14 protein-coding genes and 1 riboswitch are annotated in these 17,544 nt (G+C 29.1%); of the genes, 13 read left to right on the forward strand and 1 reads right to left on the reverse strand.

Annotated features, from left to right (window positions below; translation table 11 throughout):
* Window positions 1-91 precede the first annotated feature (91 nt).
* From ord to I4U89_RS01845, 9 genes are all read left to right on the forward strand, one after another.
* Window positions 92-1,156 carry a 2,4-diaminopentanoate dehydrogenase gene (ord, locus tag I4U89_RS01805; RefSeq protein ID WP_195937966.1) on the forward strand — a complete coding sequence of 355 codons (1,065 nt, stop codon included), beginning with the start codon at window positions 92-94 and terminating at the stop codon, window positions 1,154-1,156.
* An 86-nt stretch (window positions 1,157-1,242) separates the two neighbouring features.
* Window positions 1,243-1,554, forward strand: coding sequence for a 2-amino-4-oxopentanoate thiolase subunit OrtA (ortA, locus tag I4U89_RS01810; protein ID WP_195937967.1), 312 nt, complete (start codon window positions 1,243-1,245; stop codon window positions 1,552-1,554).
* The gene (gene ortB, locus I4U89_RS01815; RefSeq protein ID WP_195937968.1) at window positions 1,544-2,962 is read left to right on the forward strand and encodes a 2-amino-4-oxopentanoate thiolase subunit OrtB; all 1,419 of its coding nucleotides are present in this window, start codon (window positions 1,544-1,546) and stop codon (window positions 2,960-2,962) included. Before ortA ends, ortB begins: the two co-directional genes overlap by 11 nt.
* Window positions 2,963-3,024: 62 nt before the next feature.
* On the forward strand, window positions 3,025-3,399 hold the full coding sequence (locus I4U89_RS01820; protein ID WP_195937969.1) for an ornithine aminomutase subunit alpha: 375 nt from the start codon (window positions 3,025-3,027) through the stop codon (window positions 3,397-3,399).
* Window positions 3,393-5,609, forward strand: a complete 2,217-nt coding sequence (oraE, locus tag I4U89_RS01825) for a D-ornithine 4,5-aminomutase subunit OraE (RefSeq protein WP_195937970.1) — start codon at window positions 3,393-3,395, stop codon at window positions 5,607-5,609. Before I4U89_RS01820 ends, oraE begins: the two co-directional genes overlap by 7 nt.
* Before the next feature lie 2 nt (window positions 5,610-5,611).
* Complete coding sequence (locus I4U89_RS01830) at window positions 5,612-7,003, forward strand: GlmL-related ornithine degradation protein (protein WP_195937971.1); 1,392 nt, start codon at window positions 5,612-5,614, stop codon at window positions 7,001-7,003.
* On the forward strand, window positions 6,988-8,082 hold the full coding sequence (orr, locus tag I4U89_RS01835) for an ornithine racemase Orr (protein WP_195937972.1): 1,095 nt from the start codon (window positions 6,988-6,990) through the stop codon (window positions 8,080-8,082). Before I4U89_RS01830 ends, orr begins: the two co-directional genes overlap by 16 nt.
* 223 nt (window positions 8,083-8,305) lie before the next feature.
* Window positions 8,306-10,456: a YhgE/Pip domain-containing protein gene (locus I4U89_RS01840; RefSeq protein WP_195937973.1), complete on the forward strand. Its 2,151-nt coding sequence runs from the start codon at window positions 8,306-8,308 to the stop codon at window positions 10,454-10,456.
* A gap of 16 nt (window positions 10,457-10,472) precedes the next feature.
* Window positions 10,473-12,623, forward strand: coding sequence for a YhgE/Pip domain-containing protein (locus I4U89_RS01845; protein WP_195937974.1), 2,151 nt, complete (start codon window positions 10,473-10,475; stop codon window positions 12,621-12,623).
* Between the two features lie 383 nt (window positions 12,624-13,006).
* Here the strand turns inward: I4U89_RS01845 and I4U89_RS01850 are convergent, their stop codons facing one another.
* Window positions 13,007-14,119: a DEAD/DEAH box helicase gene (locus I4U89_RS01850; RefSeq protein ID WP_195937975.1), complete on the reverse strand. Its 1,113-nt coding sequence runs from the start codon at window positions 14,117-14,119 to the stop codon at window positions 13,007-13,009.
* Window positions 14,120-14,389: 270 nt separating this feature from the next.
* A riboswitch (TPP riboswitch) is annotated at window positions 14,390-14,486 on the forward strand.
* A 150-nt stretch (window positions 14,487-14,636) separates the two neighbouring features.
* Here I4U89_RS01850 and thiD point away from each other — a divergent pair.
* Genes thiD through thiT form a run of 4 tightly spaced genes read left to right on the forward strand, consistent with a single transcriptional unit; the run spans window position 14,637 to window position 17,541 of the window.
* Window positions 14,637-15,443 (forward strand): bifunctional hydroxymethylpyrimidine kinase/phosphomethylpyrimidine kinase, encoded by an 807-nt coding sequence (thiD, locus tag I4U89_RS01855; protein ID WP_195937976.1) that lies wholly within the window; start codon window positions 14,637-14,639, stop codon window positions 15,441-15,443.
* 18 nt (window positions 15,444-15,461) lie between these two features.
* Window positions 15,462-16,247, forward strand: coding sequence for a hydroxyethylthiazole kinase (gene thiM, locus I4U89_RS01860; RefSeq protein WP_195937977.1), 786 nt, complete (start codon window positions 15,462-15,464; stop codon window positions 16,245-16,247).
* Window positions 16,247-16,930, forward strand: coding sequence for a thiaminase II (tenA, locus tag I4U89_RS01865; protein WP_195937978.1), 684 nt, complete (start codon window positions 16,247-16,249; stop codon window positions 16,928-16,930). The genes thiM and tenA overlap by 1 nt, the downstream gene beginning before the upstream one ends.
* The gene (gene thiT / locus I4U89_RS01870) at window positions 16,918-17,541 is read left to right on the forward strand and encodes an energy-coupled thiamine transporter ThiT (protein ID WP_195937979.1); all 624 of its coding nucleotides are present in this window, start codon (window positions 16,918-16,920) and stop codon (window positions 17,539-17,541) included. Before tenA ends, thiT begins: the two co-directional genes overlap by 13 nt.
* Window positions 17,542-17,544 lie beyond the last annotated feature (3 nt).

Raw genomic sequence — 17,544 nt, forward strand, 5'->3', positions numbered from 1 at the left:
TAAATTTTTTTAAATAGGAAAAATTAAAAAATTGGCACTACTCTTGCTTTATATATAAAATATAAAAAATAAATATAAGGGGGAAGTATGTATGAGAAATATAAAAGTTGGAATATGGGGATTTGGAGCAATGGGAAGCGGAATGGCAAAAATGTTACTTAAGAAAAAAGGAGTAGATATAGTTGCAGTTTGTGATATGCATCCAGAAAGAGTAAATAAAAGTATATATAATGTATTAGGATGTGAAAGAGGAGAAAGACCAGAAGTTATAATAAAGTCTGATTATAAAGAAGCTTTCACTGATGAATGTGCAGATGTTGTGTTACTTGCAACTGATTCATTCACTAAAGGAGCGTTTAATAAGATTAAATACATATTAGAAAGAAAAATAAACGTTATATCAACAGCAGAAGAAATGTCTTATCCTAAAGCACAAGAACCAGAATTAGCTGAAGAGTTAAATAAGATAGCTAAAGAAAATGGAGTAAGTGTACTTGGTACAGGAATAAATCCAGGATTTGTACTTGATTTACTAATACTTGCTTTAACTGGAACTTGCGAAGAAGTAGATTATATAAAGGCTGCTAGAGTAAATGACTTATCTCCATTTGGTAAAGCAGTAATGATAGAACAAGGTGTTGGAGTTACAAAAGAGGAATTTGAAAGTGGTGTTAAAGATGGTTCAATAGCAGGTCATGTAGGTTTCCCTGAATCTATAAATATGATAACTGAAGGTATAGGATGGAACTTAGAAAAAGTAGAAGAAACTAGAGAGCCAATAATTAGTAGTGTTTATAGAAAGAGCGAGTATGCTGAGGTAGAATCAGGAAATGTTGCAGGTTGTAGACAATGCGGATATGGATATGTTGATGGAAAAGTTAAAATAGAAATGGAACATCCACAACAAATACTACCTCATTTAGAAGGTCAATCTACAGGAGATTATGTAACTATAAAAGGAACTCCAGATATAAATTTACAAATAACTCCAGAGATACCAGGAGGAATAGGTACTATAGCAATGTGTGTAAACTCTATACCACATGTTATAAATGCAATACCAGGACTTAGAACAATGCTTGATATACCAGTTCCAAGAGCAATAATGGGAGATATGAGAGAGTTAGTTAATTTAAAAGAAGATGCTAATGCTTAAACATAAATTTATAAATAAAGAATATAACAAACCAATACTAGTAAATTTAATTTACTAGTATTGGTAAATAAAAGGAGAATAAAATTATGGATGCTAAGCGTGGTAATTGGGTAATAATTCACAATATAGTATTAGAATCTAGCCAAAGGGCACCACAAGTTCCAGATGATACAAAATTACATCCTCTTGAAATGTGGGTTAAAGGGTTTATAGAAGAAGATGCTAATATTGGTGAATTAGTCAATATAAAAACTATAACAGGAAGAAATGTAAGTGGAAAATTACTAAAAGTAGAACCATATTATGAACATGATTATGGAAAGTGTATACCAGAATTACTTCAAATAGGTTTACAGGCGAGAAATATACTATTTGGAGGTGAATTAGATGAAAGATAATAGCTATAGTGCTGTAATGAGTAGAAAAAATGAAATAATGAAAAATGCAATAGGTATAGATTATACAAAATTTGAAAATGAAGGAATATCTTTTGACTATGAAAAAATGATGAAAGAAACTGGATATTCTTTAAGTGAAATAGAAAAAATTCAAGGAGATTATGCAGTAGGAAATACCCCATTAATAGAACTTAAAAATATAACTAAACTTGCTAGAAAAGTATCACCAAAAGGAAAAGGTGCAAAGATATTTGTAAAAGATGAAGCATGTAATGCATCTGGAAGTTTTAAAGCAAGACGTGCAGCAACAGCAGTATATCACGCTAAAAAAATGGGATATAAGGGAGTAATTGCAGCAACTAGTGGGAACTATGGAGCAGCAGTTGCATCTCAAGCTGCCATGCAAGGTCTTAAATGTATAATAGTTCAAGAGTGTTATGACAGTAATGGTATAGGTCAACCTGAAATAATAGAAAAAGCAAGAAAATGTGAAGCTTATGGTGCTGAAGTTGTTCAATTAACTGTAGGACCTGAATTATTTTATACATTCCTAATTATGCTAGAAGAAACAGGATACTTTAATGCATCATTATATTCTCCATTTGGTATAGCTGGCGTTGAGACACTAGGATATGAAATAGCTATGCAGTGTAGAGAAAAATTAGGAAAAGATCCAGATGTAGTAGTGTGTACTAATGCAGGTGGAGGAAATTTAACAGGAACAGCTAGAGGACTTATAAAAGCTGGAGCGACAGGTGTTAAAGTAGTAGGGGCAAGTGTTAATCTAAAAGGACTTCACATGGCTAGTGACACTCAATTTAATAAAAAATCATTTACTACAGGGCATACTGGATTTGGAATACCATTTTGTACTTGGCCAGATCGTTCAGATGTACCAAGATCAGCTGCAAGACCACTAAGATATATGGATAGATACTTAACAGTAAATCAAGGGGAAGTATTTTATATGACGGAACTACTAGCACAGCTTGAAGGTATAGAAAGAGGTCCCGCAGGAAATACATCTTTGGCAGTAGCATTTAGTTTAGCTAGGGAACTAGATGAAGACCAAATAATAGTAGTTCAAGAAACAGAGTATACAGGAGCTGGAAAGCATATAAATCCACAGCTTACATTTGCCCGTGAAAATGGTATAGAAATAAAATTTGGGAATCCACAAGATGAAGTTTGCGGAGAAAATTTAATATTACCATCACATCCAAGTTTGATAAAAGCAATTGATTTAGATATGAATAAGATAAAAGAATCTTATATAAAAAATGCAATAAAAAATAATAATGTAAGTGAGTTAAACAATGAAGATATAGAATTTTTAGCTAAAGATTGTAAGTGTGACATAGAGTTTGTAAAAAATGCTGCTAGTAAAGTACTAATTGAGAATAGATAAAATAATTACCTTATTGTAATAGTTAATTATATAGAAATAATTTAGAATTAGGGGGAAGCTTAATGAAAAAAAGAATTGATGATTTTAATGAAAGAAGAGTTCATCTCTCAAATTTAAGTGATGAAGAATTAAAAGCTAGATTTTGGAGTTTAGCAAGTGAAATAGTTGAACCAATGATAGAACTAGGAAGAAAAAATACTACACCATCAATAGAAAGATCGGTACTACTTAGAATGGGATTTTCTTCTTTAGAAGCCAAAGAAATCGTAAATGGTGTACTTGAAAATGGACTTATAGGAAAAGGTGTGGGTCACGTTGTTTATAAATTTTCCAAAGAAAAAAATATAAGTGTTCGCGAAGCTGGTCTTATGCTTATAGAAAATAAATATTGGGATGAAGTAGTTAATTTATTTTCAAAGGAGGGAGCACAATGTTAAAAGAAAATAAAAAATTAGATATAGAATATATACTAAAAGATTTAGAAAATTATAGACCAAAAAGAAGAGGCTGGACATGGAGAGAAAATGAAAAAGATTTAGAAATGGGGCCTTTTAAATATAAAGATTGTTCATCACCTTTAAAAGAGAGTGTAGCACTTCCTTCAGCTAAATATTTTAATAATATAGACCCTCAACCTAATGCAGTTATAACTACCGAAATAGCATCGGGAAGATTTGAAGATGATATAAGAAGAATGAGAATGGCAGCGCATCATGGAGCAGATCATTTAATGGTTATAAGAACAGCTGGCCAATCTCACTTTGATGGATTAATAGAAGGAACACCACAAGGAATAGGAGGGGTTCCTATAACAAGAAAGCAAGTTAGAGCACAAAGAAAAGCTCTTGATTTTATAGAAGAAGAAGTTGGAAGACCAATAAATTACCATTCTTATGTAAGTGGAGTTGCAGGACCTGAGGTTGCTGTAATGTTTGCGGAAGAAGGAATAAACGGAGCACATCAAGATCCACAGTACAATGTATTATATAGAAATATAAATATGATAAGATCATTTGTTGATGCTTGTGAAGCGAAAAATATAATGGCTTTTGCTAATATGGCACAAATAGATGGAGCACACAATGCAAATGCAACAGCTAGAGAAGCTTGGAAGGTTATGCCTGAACTTATGGTTCAACATGCTCTAAACTCAGTATTCTCAGAAAAAGTGGGAATAAATAAAGATAATATATGTCTGTCAACCGTACCACCAACAGCACCTCCAGCACCATGTTTAACATTAGACCTACCTTATGCAGTAGCCTTAAGAGAGTTATTTAGTGAATATAAAATGAGAGCACAAATGAACACTAAATATATGGACTCATCAACTAGAGAAGCAACAGTAACTCATGTACTTAACTTATTAACTTCAGTTTTAACAAGAGCTGATATACAATCTACTATAACTCCAGACGAAGGAAGAAATGTTCCTTGGCATATGTACAATATAGAAGCTTGTGATACTGCAAAACAAGCACTTGTTGGTATGGATGGACTTATGGATATGATAGAACTTAAAAAAACAGGCCCACTTAGAGATAAAGCAAGAGAGCTAAAAGAAAGAGCAGTATTATATATGGAAGAAATATTAGAAGAAGGTGGATATTTCGAAGCTGTTGAAAAAGGATTCTTTGTTGATTCTGGTAACTATCCAGAAAGAAATGGAGATGGAATAAGCAGAAAGATAAGAGAAGGCGTAGGAGCAGGAAGTGTATATGAAAGAGATGAAGATTACCTAGCTCCAGTTAGTGCTCACTTTGGATACAATAATGTAGCTCAATATGATGAAACTTTAGTAGATAATCCTTCTAAGTTGATAGGTGGATGTACTTTTGAAGAGCCAGATAAAATAATATATATAGATGAATTAGACGATATGGATAATGTAAATATAAGACTTAAAGACGTTGAAGAATTTAGAAACTCTACTAAGATAAAGCCAGAAATGGAATGGTGTGCAGATGGTACAGTAATGCTTACTATGATGCTCCCAACAGATAAGAGAACTGCTGAATTTGCAGCTATAGAATTTGCTAAGAAAATGAACTTAGAAGAAGTAGAAGTTATTCATAGAGAAGTTATGCATAGTGCAGAAGGAACTAGAATAGAGTTAAAAGGAAAGGTTCCATTTAGTGTAGATATAGCTAAACTTGATATACCAGAAGAACAAAAGGTAATGACAGACGATGAAATAAGAGAAGATATAGAAAAAATGCCTATGAAGATAGTTTGTGCAACAATAGGAGAAGATGAACACTCTGTTGGACTTAGAGAAGTTATAGACATAAAACATGGTGGTATAGAAAAATATGGTATAGAATGCCACTACTTAGGAACATCAGTACCAGTTGAAAAATTAGTAAATGCAGCAATAGAGTTAAATGCAGATGCTATACTTGCATCAACTATAATAAGTCATGATGATATACACTACAAAAATATGAAAAAACTACATGACTATTGTGTAGAAAAAGGAATAAGAGATAATGTAATGGTAGCGGCAGGAGGAACTCAAGTAACGCCTGATATAGCAGTTGAAAATGGAATGGATGCTGGATTTGGAAGAAGTGATAGAGGTGTTAATGTAGCTACGTTCTTAGTTGAGAAAAGAAGAGAAAAATTAGCACTAGAAGGAAATGATTAAACATGAAAGTAGATGTATTAGTTGCTGAAATAGGCTCTACAACAACTGTTGTAAATGCCTTTTTCGGCATACATACAGACAGTCCAAAATTTATTGGTCAAGGTCAAGCACCGACAACTGTATTTGAAGGTGGAGATGTAAGAAATGGACTAAAAGGTGCAATAGATGATTTAGCTAAAAATCTAGGAGTAAATAGTATAGACTATAATGACTTTTTTGCTACATCTAGTGCGGCAGGTGGTCTTAAAATGACTGTTCATGGACTTGTATATGATATGACGGCTAAAGCTGCTAAAGAAGCGGCTCTTGGAGCGGGAGCTGTTATACATAAAGTAACAGCGGGAAAATTAAGAAGAACGGATTTAAAAGAAATAAAAGATATAAGTCCGAATATAATACTTATAGCTGGTGGGGTAGACTATGGAGAGCGAGATACTGCAATTTATAATGCAGAATTAATAGCAGGACTTAATCTAGGAATACCTGTTATATATGCTGGAAATATTGAAAATATAGAAGAAATAAAATTAATATTTGAAGATACAAACTATAAGCTATATATAGTTGACAACGTATATCCTAAAATTGATTATCTAAATATAGAACCAACTAGATGCGTTATACAAAATGTATTTGAAGAACATATAACCAATGCGCCGGGTATGGAACATATAAAAGAATTAGTCAATGGTTACATAACGCCAACACCAGGGGCTGTTATGGAGGCATCAAAGCTACTTAGAAAAAATATAGGAGATTTGATGGTTATAGATGTAGGAGGGGCAACTACTGATATACATTCTGTAACAGAAGGAAATGATGGAATAAGTAGGATACTTGTAAATCCAGAACCAATAGCTAAAAGAAGTGTTGAAGGTGACTTAGGTGTTTATGTAAATATGAGAAATATAGTAAATACTATAGGAAAGGAAAAGCTACAAGAAGAATTAATTGATATAGATTTAGATGAGATTATAGAAAATTACTTACCAATACCAAAAACTAAAGAACAAATAACTTTAGTAGAAAGACTTACTAAAGAAGCAGTACTTCGTGCTACTAAAAGACATGCAGGAATAATAAGAAGTATATATTCTACTAGTGGAAAGAATAAAGTAGCTGAAGGTAAGGATTTAACAGAAGTTAGATATATTGTAGGAACTGGTGGAGCTTTAACCAGACTTCCTAACAGAGTTGAAATAATGAAAGAAATACCTAAAAATAACAAAAATAAGGAACTATTATTTCCAAAAGAAACTGTAAAAATATTAGTAGATAATAAATATATAATGGCATCGCTTGGAGTATTATCTAAAAAATACGAAGATGCAGCTCTTAAGCTTATGTTAAAGAGTTTAAATTTTAAGGAGGAAGCTTCGTGTATCCGAGATTAGAAATAAATATACCTAAACTTAAACATAATGTATGTAGGCTTAAAAGTATATTAAATGAAGAGAACCTAAAAATGGCTATAGTAACAAAAGCATATTGTGCAATGCCTGAAGTTGTAGAAGAAATAAGTAGTAAATATGTAGATTATATAGCTGACTCAAGAATTGAAAATCTAAAAAAGCTTCAAAGTATAAAACTACCTAAAATATTGCTTAGAATACCAATGATAAGTAAATCAAAAGAAGTTGTTAAGTACTCAGATATAAGTTTTAATTCAGAAATAGAAACTATATATAGGTTAAATGAAGAAGCTAAAAATATAAATAAAGTTCATAATATAGTTTTAATGTTAGATTTAGGAGATTTAAGAGAAGGATATTTTAATGAAGAAGAGCTATATGATGTAGTAGAGAAAGTATTAAAACTAAAAAATATAAAACTTATAGGGGTAGGAACTAATCTAACTTGTTATGGAGCTATACTTCCATCACAAGAAAATTTAGGAAGATTGGTAAAAATAGCTAAAAATATAGAAGATAAGCATAAAATAAAATTAGAATTTATATCTGGTGGAAACTCAAGTTCTATATATTTACTTCAAGAAGGAAAATTGCCAAAAGGTATAACAAATCTAAGACTAGGAGAAGCTATACTTCTTGGAAAAGAAGCTGCATATGGAAACTTCATAGAAGAAACATATCATGATAGTTTTAAATTATATTGTGAAATTATAGAAATAAAGGATAAACCATCAATGCCAATAGGAGAAATAGGTAAAGATGCTTTTGGAAAAGTACCTCATTATGAGGATAATGGTATAATAAAAAGGGCGATAGTTGGCATAGGAAAGCAAGATATAGATATTGAATCAATAATTCCAACTGATGAAAATATACAAATAATAGGTGCAAGTTCTGACCATATGATATTAGATATAACAAACAGTGAAATTATATACAATATAGGAGATAGACTAGGGTTTGTAGTTACTAGTTATGGTGGAATATTAACAGCTTGTACAAGTAATTATGTAGAAAAAAAAGCAGTATATAATTTAGGAACTCAAATACAACTGGCATAGATAAAAAAGCTATCTTTAAAGATAGCTTTTTTTAATATTTTAAAAAATAATACGAAGTAAATTAATAAATAATGAACTAATAAATAGATTTAGTAAATTTTTTAATAACAGATAAAGTCATTGAAATATTATGGAATATTATTAAAAATTTCAATTATATAGTGAAAAGTGATATAATACTACATAAAGTATGTTTAGGAATCAAACTAAAATGGAGGTAATTATGAAAAATTCCATTAAAATTTTTAAGACAGATATGAAGAATTTAATTAAAAATCCTATAGCTTTAATAATAGTTGTAGGACTATGCTTCATACCATCGTTGTATGCATGGGTAAATATAAAAGCTTGTTGGAACCCATATGAAAATACTAGTACAGTTCCAATTGCTATAGTAAACAATGATAAGGGAACGACTCTAGATGGTAAAAAATTAAATGTTGGAGACGATGTTATAAGTGAACTCAAGAAAAACAAGCAAATTGGGTGGAAATTCGTTGATTCTAAAAAGGGAAATATGGGAGTATTAGATGGAAGCTATTATGCAATGATAGAAATACCTAGTGATTTTTCAAAGGACTTAACTAGTGTTACAAGTGGAAAACCTATAAAGCCAACTATTATTTATAAAGTAAACACTAAATCAAATCCAGTAGCAGGTAAGATAACAGAGGTCGCTGAGGAAACACTTGTAAATGAGATTAACTCAAATTTTATAGCTACTGTAAATAAAACTGTATTTTCTTCATTAAATACATATGGAAAAGATATTGAAAATAGTAAAGATAAAATATTAGAATTAAAAAAAGCTATAATAGGTTTAGATGAACATATGGATGTTATCAATTTTATACTTGATAGTGTCAATAGTAATTCTAAGAATTTAGCTATATATTTAAAAAGTATACAAAATACACTACCACAAGTTACAGATGGTTTAAATGCAGTATCTAATAATAATCTGAATACAAGTAAAAGTATAGAAAACATAAAAGAAAATTTAAATAGCTCATTTAATGGTATTAAATCAACTTTAGATCAGATTAATAATGAAAATAATCAGACAAAAGATATAATAAGTAATATTAATAATAATTCTGGTAGTATTTCAAAAGATGATGTAGCATCGTCTATATCACAGTTAAGAAATCAAATTAATAATACAAAAAATCAAATAGATTCAATTATTAAATATTTAGAAGAGTTCAATAAAGTTAAGCCAAATAATAATATAAATAAATTAATCGATGAGTTAAATAAAATAGAAGATGAATTAAGTAATCAACAAAAAAATCTAGGAAATCTTCAAAATCAACTAGATGGATCAATAGAATCTATGAAAAATACATTAAATTCTATAAATTCAACTGCAAGTAATTTATCAAGTAATGTAAATAATGCAATAAATTCATATGATTCTAAGGTTAGACCTGCATTAAATAATACTGCAGATAGTTTAGTAAGTGCTACTAAAAATGCATCTACACTAGTAGATAGTTCCAAGGGATTAGTTAAAGCTTTAAATGATGTATTAGGTTATGTATCTAAAGGAAGTAACTTAACTGCAGAAATGTCTAAAGACTTAGATTCTAAGTTAAATCAATTTAAAGATACTATACATATATTAAGTACAGAATTAAAAAAAGTTAATGATGATGATTTAAATTCTATAATAGCAATACTTCAGAGCAAGCCACAACTTATGGGAAATTACATATCTAATCCATTTAATTTAAAATCAGAGCCAATATATCCTATTGATAACTATGGATCTGGTATGGCACCTATATATACAACACTTGCACTATGGGTTGGTGGATTAGTACTTACATCTCTTCTTACAACGGAAGTAGATAAATTCAAAGAATTAAGTATAAAAGAAAAGTATGTTGGAAAGATGATTACATTTGTATTTTTAGCAATGATACAAGGTTTTATAGTAGGACTTGGAGATAAACTTGTACTTGGTGTTCAAACTGAGAGTATAGGATTATTTATATTTACTACGGTACTTTCATCAGCAGTATTTGCAATTATTTTATATACATTAGTTTCTCTATTTGGAAACATAGGAAAAGCAATAGGTATAGTGCTTATGGTTATACAAATTGCTGGGTCTGGAGGAACTTATCCTATACAAGTAGATCCTTTAATATTTAGAATAATGCAACCATTTTTCCCATTTACATATACATTAAGCAACTTAAGAGAAGCTATAGCAGGCCCACTTTTAAGTACTGTTATGTTTAATGTGTCTATACTTATAGTATTTGGAGGAATAGCTATAGTTATAGGATATTTACTTAAAGAAAAGCTTAATAAATCAGTTAGAAAATTTGAAAAAGAATTTAAAGAATCTGGTTTATCAGAATAATTATAGAGGTGAACATATGAAAAAGATTTTTAAAATTTATTTAAGAGATTTAAAAAATATATTAACTATTAAGTCAGCCTTTATAATAATTGGAGGACTTTGTTTGATACCATCATTATATGCCTGGGTTAATATAAAGGCTTGTTGGAATCCATATGCAAATACATCAAATCTTCCAGTAGCTGTAATAAATCAAGATGAGGGAACATCTATAAATGGAAAGTTTATAAATGTAGGAGATGAGATAGTTAAAGAACTTAAAAAGAATCATGATATAGGATGGCAGTTTGTGGACAATTGGCAAGGAAATTATCAGTTAAATGAAGGGAAATTCTATGCATTAATTGAAATACCACCTGATTTTTCTAAAGATTTGTCAACGCTTACAACGAAAGACCCTCAAAAGCCAAATATTATATATAAGGCTAATGAAAAAGTTAATGCAATAGCTACTAAAATTACAGATGTCGCTAAAGATAAGTTAGTAGAAGAAATCAAAGCTAATTTTGTTGATACAGTAAACAAAGAGGCATTTTCATTTTTATCAACATTAGGGGTAAAACTAGAAGACAATAAACCACAAATAATAGAATTAAAAAATACTTTAGATAGTACATATAACAATTTAGAGAAAATAAATAATTATGTAAAAGAAGCAAATTCTCATGCAAATACACTTAAAAAGTATTTAAATAATACAAAAGGAAATCTTCCTCAGATAAAAAAAGAAATAAATAGTCTTCAAGATGTAGTAAAAAATAGTAAAAATTTAGTATTAGCCACAAAGGATAGTGTGAATAATGCATCAGAAAATATTAATAATAATATGAATACTATAAATAATATAAATACTAAATTACAAAATGAAATTGATAAGTTAAAAAATATAAATGATGGTTCTTCAATTGAAAATGTAGAAAATACTATAGAATCAATATTAAAACTAATCTCAACTATGGAAACTACAATAGATAAAGTTATAAGTGACCTTGAAAATATAAATAGCAAACATGAAAGTTCTAAGACACAAAACATAATAGATTCACTTAATGCTTTAAAAACTATACTTTCTTCAGAAAAAGATAAATTAGGCGAGGTAAAATCAATAATTGAAGAGGGAGCAACTAAAGATCAAATAGATGAACAACTTAATTCTCTATCAGAATTAGTAAACTCATTTAACAATAAACTAAACTTAACAAATACTATATTTACATCTAACATATCTAATATTTTAGATAGTGTAGGAAATGCTATGATTTCTAGTTCTTCTGATATAAACAACATATTAGAAAGTATAAATGTTATAATACCTCAAATAGATGCACTTTCTACTTATGGTATATCAAGTAGTGATGTTTTTGTAAAACAAGCAGGCAATATATCAAAGGAACTTAATAAGTTTGAAGATGATTTAGACAAGTTAGTAGAGAAAACTAAGATATTAACAGATGCAAATTTAGATAAATTAATTTCAACGCTAGATAAAAATTCAAAAGACATAGCGTCTTTTATATCATCACCTGTTAATGTTAAGACAGAGGAGTTATATAAGGCTGGAATATTTGGAGTAGCTTTAATGCCGTTTTACTCAGTACTTGCAATATGGGTAGGGGCACTTTTATCTACATCTTTACTTACAACAGAGTGTGAAGAATTAGATGGAGAAAAGACTAATTTAGTTCAAAAACATTTTGGAAAAATGCTTACATTTATGACAGTATCACTAATACAGTCTTTAATAATTGCAACTGGAAATATATTTATATTTGCTAAACCTGTTAGTATACCTTTAATATATTTATTTACTATAGTATCTTCTGTACTATTTACTACAATTATATTTACATTGGTTTCTTTATTTGGAAACTTAGGTAAAGCTATAGCCATAGTTATTATGGTCTTCCAAATAGCAGGTTCTGGTGGGATATATCCTATACAAACTAACCCCAAAATATTTGAAATATTAGAACCATTTTGGCCATTTACTTATGCTATAGATGGATTTAGGGAAGCTATAGCAGGACCTAGCATGAAAAATGTATATTATGATTTATCTATGCTTGCAGTATTTTTTGTGATATTTTTATCTTTAGTAATATTTAAAAAGACTTTCCACAAAATGACTGAATTTATGAATAATAAATTTAAGGAATCTGGATTATAGTTAAAAACAAAAAATGTAATTTAATTAAATAGTACTTAGAAATATCTTTATAGGTTGTATAAAATGATAATTATTTAACGATAAACTGTTGAATTGTTTTTATACAATTAGTAAAATAATATTTATAACAAACATTAAGGAAGTGACATTATGAATAAAGATTATTATTGTCCAAATTGTAAATCTAAACTAGATGTACTAGATGGATGAGGTACTATTAATTATTATTGCATGGAGTGCAATATGCTTATATCTAGAAAAAAGATATTAACTAAAGAAGAATTAGAAAGTAAAGATATAGAAAATAAAGAATAAAAATGCCTAGAGGAGATATCTCCTTTAGGCATTTTTATATAAATGTACATTACTATTATATGCTATTTTTAATTATTATCTATTTCTCTTCTTGGTATAGAATATTTTATATCATTTTCTATTTGCTCTAAATACTTTTCATCCTTTGGAGCAACAAATAGACAAGTATAGCCCTTTTCCCCAGCTCTACCAGTTCTACCTATACGATGTATGTAGTCTTCTGAAGTTTCTGGTATATCATAGTTATATACATGAGTAACACCAGTAACATCAATACCTCTAGATGCAACATCAGTAGCTATAAGATATTGTATATCTGCATTTCTAAAAGATTTCATAATTCTTTCACGCTTTGATTGAGGAATATCGCTGTGAAGTTTAGCACAATTATAACCTCTTTGGCAAAGTGCTTCATCTAAAGCATCTACTCTTCTTTTAGTTCTACAAAATATTATAGCTAAAAAAGGATTATCTTTATCAAGAACAGAACATAGTGCATCTTGTTTTCTTCTATCTGTAGTTTCTACAACTTCTTGATTTATATTTTCAAGAGTTATTTCTTCTTTTTCTATAGATACAACAACAGGATCTGTCATATATCTATAAGCTAATTTTTTAACTTGTGAGTTCATAGTTGCTGAAAAACATAAAGTTTGACGCTTTTTAGGAACTTCTTTTAATATAGCCTCAACTTCATTTTTAAATCCCATAAATAACATTTGATCAGCTTCATCTAGAACAAAAGTTTTTAATTTACTAAGGTTTACAGTTTTTCTATCTAAATGGTCTAAGAGTCTTCCAGGTGTAGCTATTATAAGATGTATATCCCCTTTTAATTTTTTTAATTGACCTGCTATATCTTTTCCACCATAAGCAGATAATACATTTATATTTTTACCTTTTGAAAGTTCCATAGCTTGTTCAGTTATTTGAATAGCCAACTCTCTTGTTGGTGATAAGATAAGCGATTGAACATAGCTAGCTTTTGGATTTATATTTTCAAATATAGGAAGCAAAAAAGCTAGGGTTTTTCCAGTACCAGTTTGAGCTTCTGCTATAACGTCTTTTCCAGATTTAATAAATCCAATACTTTCACTTTGTATAGGTGTGGGAGAAGTTATCCCCTTATTTTTAAGTACATTTACGATTTCTTCGCTAATTCCAAGTTCTTTAAAATTCATTATATATTACCTCTTAATATCTTTATAATTTGAGCAACGGATTTGACCGAAGCGGATTATTTATTTATATTTTCCATATTAATAAATAATATCATATAGTTATAATTAATACTAATAATATTATTTATTAATACAAAATATTATTGTTAGTTTTATATATTAATGGGTATTAAATAAATAGTAATATGTATAAATATACAGAACATTTTATAAATTATAATTAAAGTTGATTTATTTGAAGTATAGAAATATACTATAAATATAAAATAAAATATTTGCTAGGGGTGCCGAAAGGCTGAGAGACGAAATGTTAACCCTTGTACCTGATCTGGATAATACCAGCGTAGGAAAGCTTGATAATATATTATTATATTATATATTAAATTAGAAATTAAGGCTATATTCCAATGTTGGGGTATAGCTTTTTAATTGCAAAAATATATGATATTGAAGTTAATTGAGAAGATAACAAGCTTTAGCAAATTAAATATTTAATAAATAAAAGGGAGAGAATCATATGAGAAATTACAAAGTACCTACACTGACAATAGCAGGTTCAGATTCATCTGGTGGAGCGGGTGTACAAGCTGATTTAAAAACATTTAGTGCAATAGGAACTTATGGTATGAGTGTTATAACAGCTATAACAGCCCAAAACACTAAAGGTGTATTTATGGTAGAAGACTTAAGTAAAGAGATAATTAAAAAACAGATAGAAGTTGTATTTGATGATATACGTCCAAAAGCTTTAAAAATAGGTATGGTATCTAGTGAAGAAATAATAAAAGAAATAGCAAAAACTTTAGATAAGTATAAGCCAGAAAATTTAGTAATTGATCCGGTAATGATTTCAAAGAGTGGATATTCATTACTTAAGCCAGAAGCAAAAAAAAGTATGATAGATTATCTTATACCAATGGCTTACATAATAACACCAAATACACCAGAAGCAGAAGAAATAACAGGTATTAAAATAAATTCAGTTGAGGACATGAAATTAGCAGGTCAAAAAATACTAGAATTAGGGCCAAAGTTTGTGCTTATGAAGGGGGGACACCTAGACGGTGATGCTGTAGATATACTTATAGGTAAAGATGTATTTGAAGTATATAAGAGTGAAAGGCTGAATAGAAAAAACACACATGGAACAGGATGCACACTATCTTCAGCAATAACTGCACACTTAGCCTTAGGATATGATATATGTGAAAGTGTAAAAAGAAGTAAAGAGTATATAACTAATGCAATAAGATATAGTTTTGATATAGGAAATGGAGTAGGACCAGTTCATCATTTTTATGAAATAGAAAACTTACAAAACTAATATTTAGGGGGATAGAATATGTATAGTTTAATAAATAAAGTAAAAGAAGTTAATCCATTGGTGCTTCATTATACTAATGAAGTTACTATAAATGATTGTGCTAACATAACATTAGCACTAGGAGCAAGTCCTTTAATGAGTTTTTCATATGAGGAAGTAGAAGAAATAGTTCAGGTAGCAAGTTCAGTAGTTATAAATATAGGTACTATGAAATCTTCTAACTTAGAATTATTTTTACAAGCAGGTAAAATGGCCAATAAGTACAATAAACCTGTTATACTTGACCCAGTAGGAGTATTTGCTACAAAAACTAGGGCAAATTTTGTAGAGAGATTATTAAATGAAGTAAAATTCACTGCAATAAAAGGAAACATAGCTGAAATAAAATATATAGGTGGATTTGATGTTAAAGGTAAGGGTGTTGACTCTTTTGATGATGACAAAAATATTGATGAAGCTATAAAAAAGATTGCCAATAAATTAGAATGTGTAGTTTGTGCAACTGGAAAAGTAGATAGTGTAACTGATGGGAATAGAATAATAAAAATATATAATGGAACGAGTAAGTTAAAGTCTATAACAGGTACAGGATGTATGAGTGCTAGTTTAATAGGATCATATCTTGGATGTACAAATAAAACTTTAGAGGCTATTTCTATGGGAATAATGACTATGAGTTTGTGTGGACAGCTAGCAGATAAAGAAAATATATCTATAGGAAATTTCAAAGTTGAACTTATGAATAATGTATATGACTTAGATGAAGAAAAGCTAAATAAATTTGGAAAGGTTGAGATTATATAATGAAGTTTACAGATTACTTATTTGAAGAAGTCAAATATATATGGCAAGAGTACTTAGACCACCCATTTATAAAAGAATTAGGAGAAGGTACTTTACCTAAAGAGAAGTTTAAAAACTATTTAGTACAAGACTATCTATACCTTAAAGAATTTGGCAAAGTATTTGCAATGTGCTTAATAAAGTCAGAAACTATAGAAGAAATGAACTTTTTCAGTAGAGCTATAAGTGCATCCATAGAATATGAAACAGCCGTGCATGTTAGTTATATGAATAAATTAGGAGTACCACCTAAAATAGCAGAAAAATGTAAATATGAAATAACAACAGATAATTATACTAGCTATATGCAAGCTATAGCTTTAAAAGGGAACTTAAGAGAAATTGTAATGTCTACAATGCCTTGTAACTGGAGTTATAACTATATAGGACACTATCTATTAGATAATTATAAAGATATGTTAGAAGGAAATTATTACAGAGAGTGGATAGAGATGTATTCTGAAGGACAATTTGATGATAATTTAAAAGAATGGTTAGACTATGTTAACTATTTATGTAGTGATATAAGTAATGAAGAAATAAAAAAACTAAAAGAAATATTTATAAAATCAAGTTTACATGAGTTAGAATTTTGGAATATGGCTTATAAAGAAGTAAAGGAGGTAGATTTATGTCTAGTTTAAATAAGATATTAGGAATAGTTATATTAGTAGTTAGTGTAGGGTGGTTTTGTTTATATCTAAAAGATATGAAAAATAGAAAATTAAGTACAAAAGAAATAGTATTAATCGGTATGTTTTCAGCAATGTCTTATATACTTTCAATGATTCAATTTATAAAATATCCTCAAGGTGGAGGGATAACTTTATTTTCAATGTTACCTACAATGTTACTTGCTATATTATACGGTAAAGAAGTTGGAATAACAGCGGGTCTAGTTTTTGCTTTAATAAAGTTATTAAGTGGGCCAACAATAATACATCCAGCTCAATTTTTATTAGATTATATACTTCCAATGATGGTATTAGGATTAGCAGGAATATTTGGAAGGGATAAAAAACTTAATATATTTGCTGGATGTATACTTGCAACTAGCCTTAGTGTTTTAATGTATATAATATCAGGAGTATTATATTTTGCACAATATGCACCTAAAGGAATGAATCCTATAGTATATTCATGTGTATATAATATATCAAGTGCAGGTGTAGAAGGATTATTAACTAGTATATTAATATTATTTATACCTATAAAGAGATTTAGTAAGGTTTTAAATATATCAATTAGCCAATAAACA

Source organism: Romboutsia sp. 1001713B170131_170501_G6 (assembly GCF_015668195.1).
Taxonomy (GTDB): domain Bacteria; phylum Bacillota; class Clostridia; order Peptostreptococcales; family Peptostreptococcaceae; genus Romboutsia_C.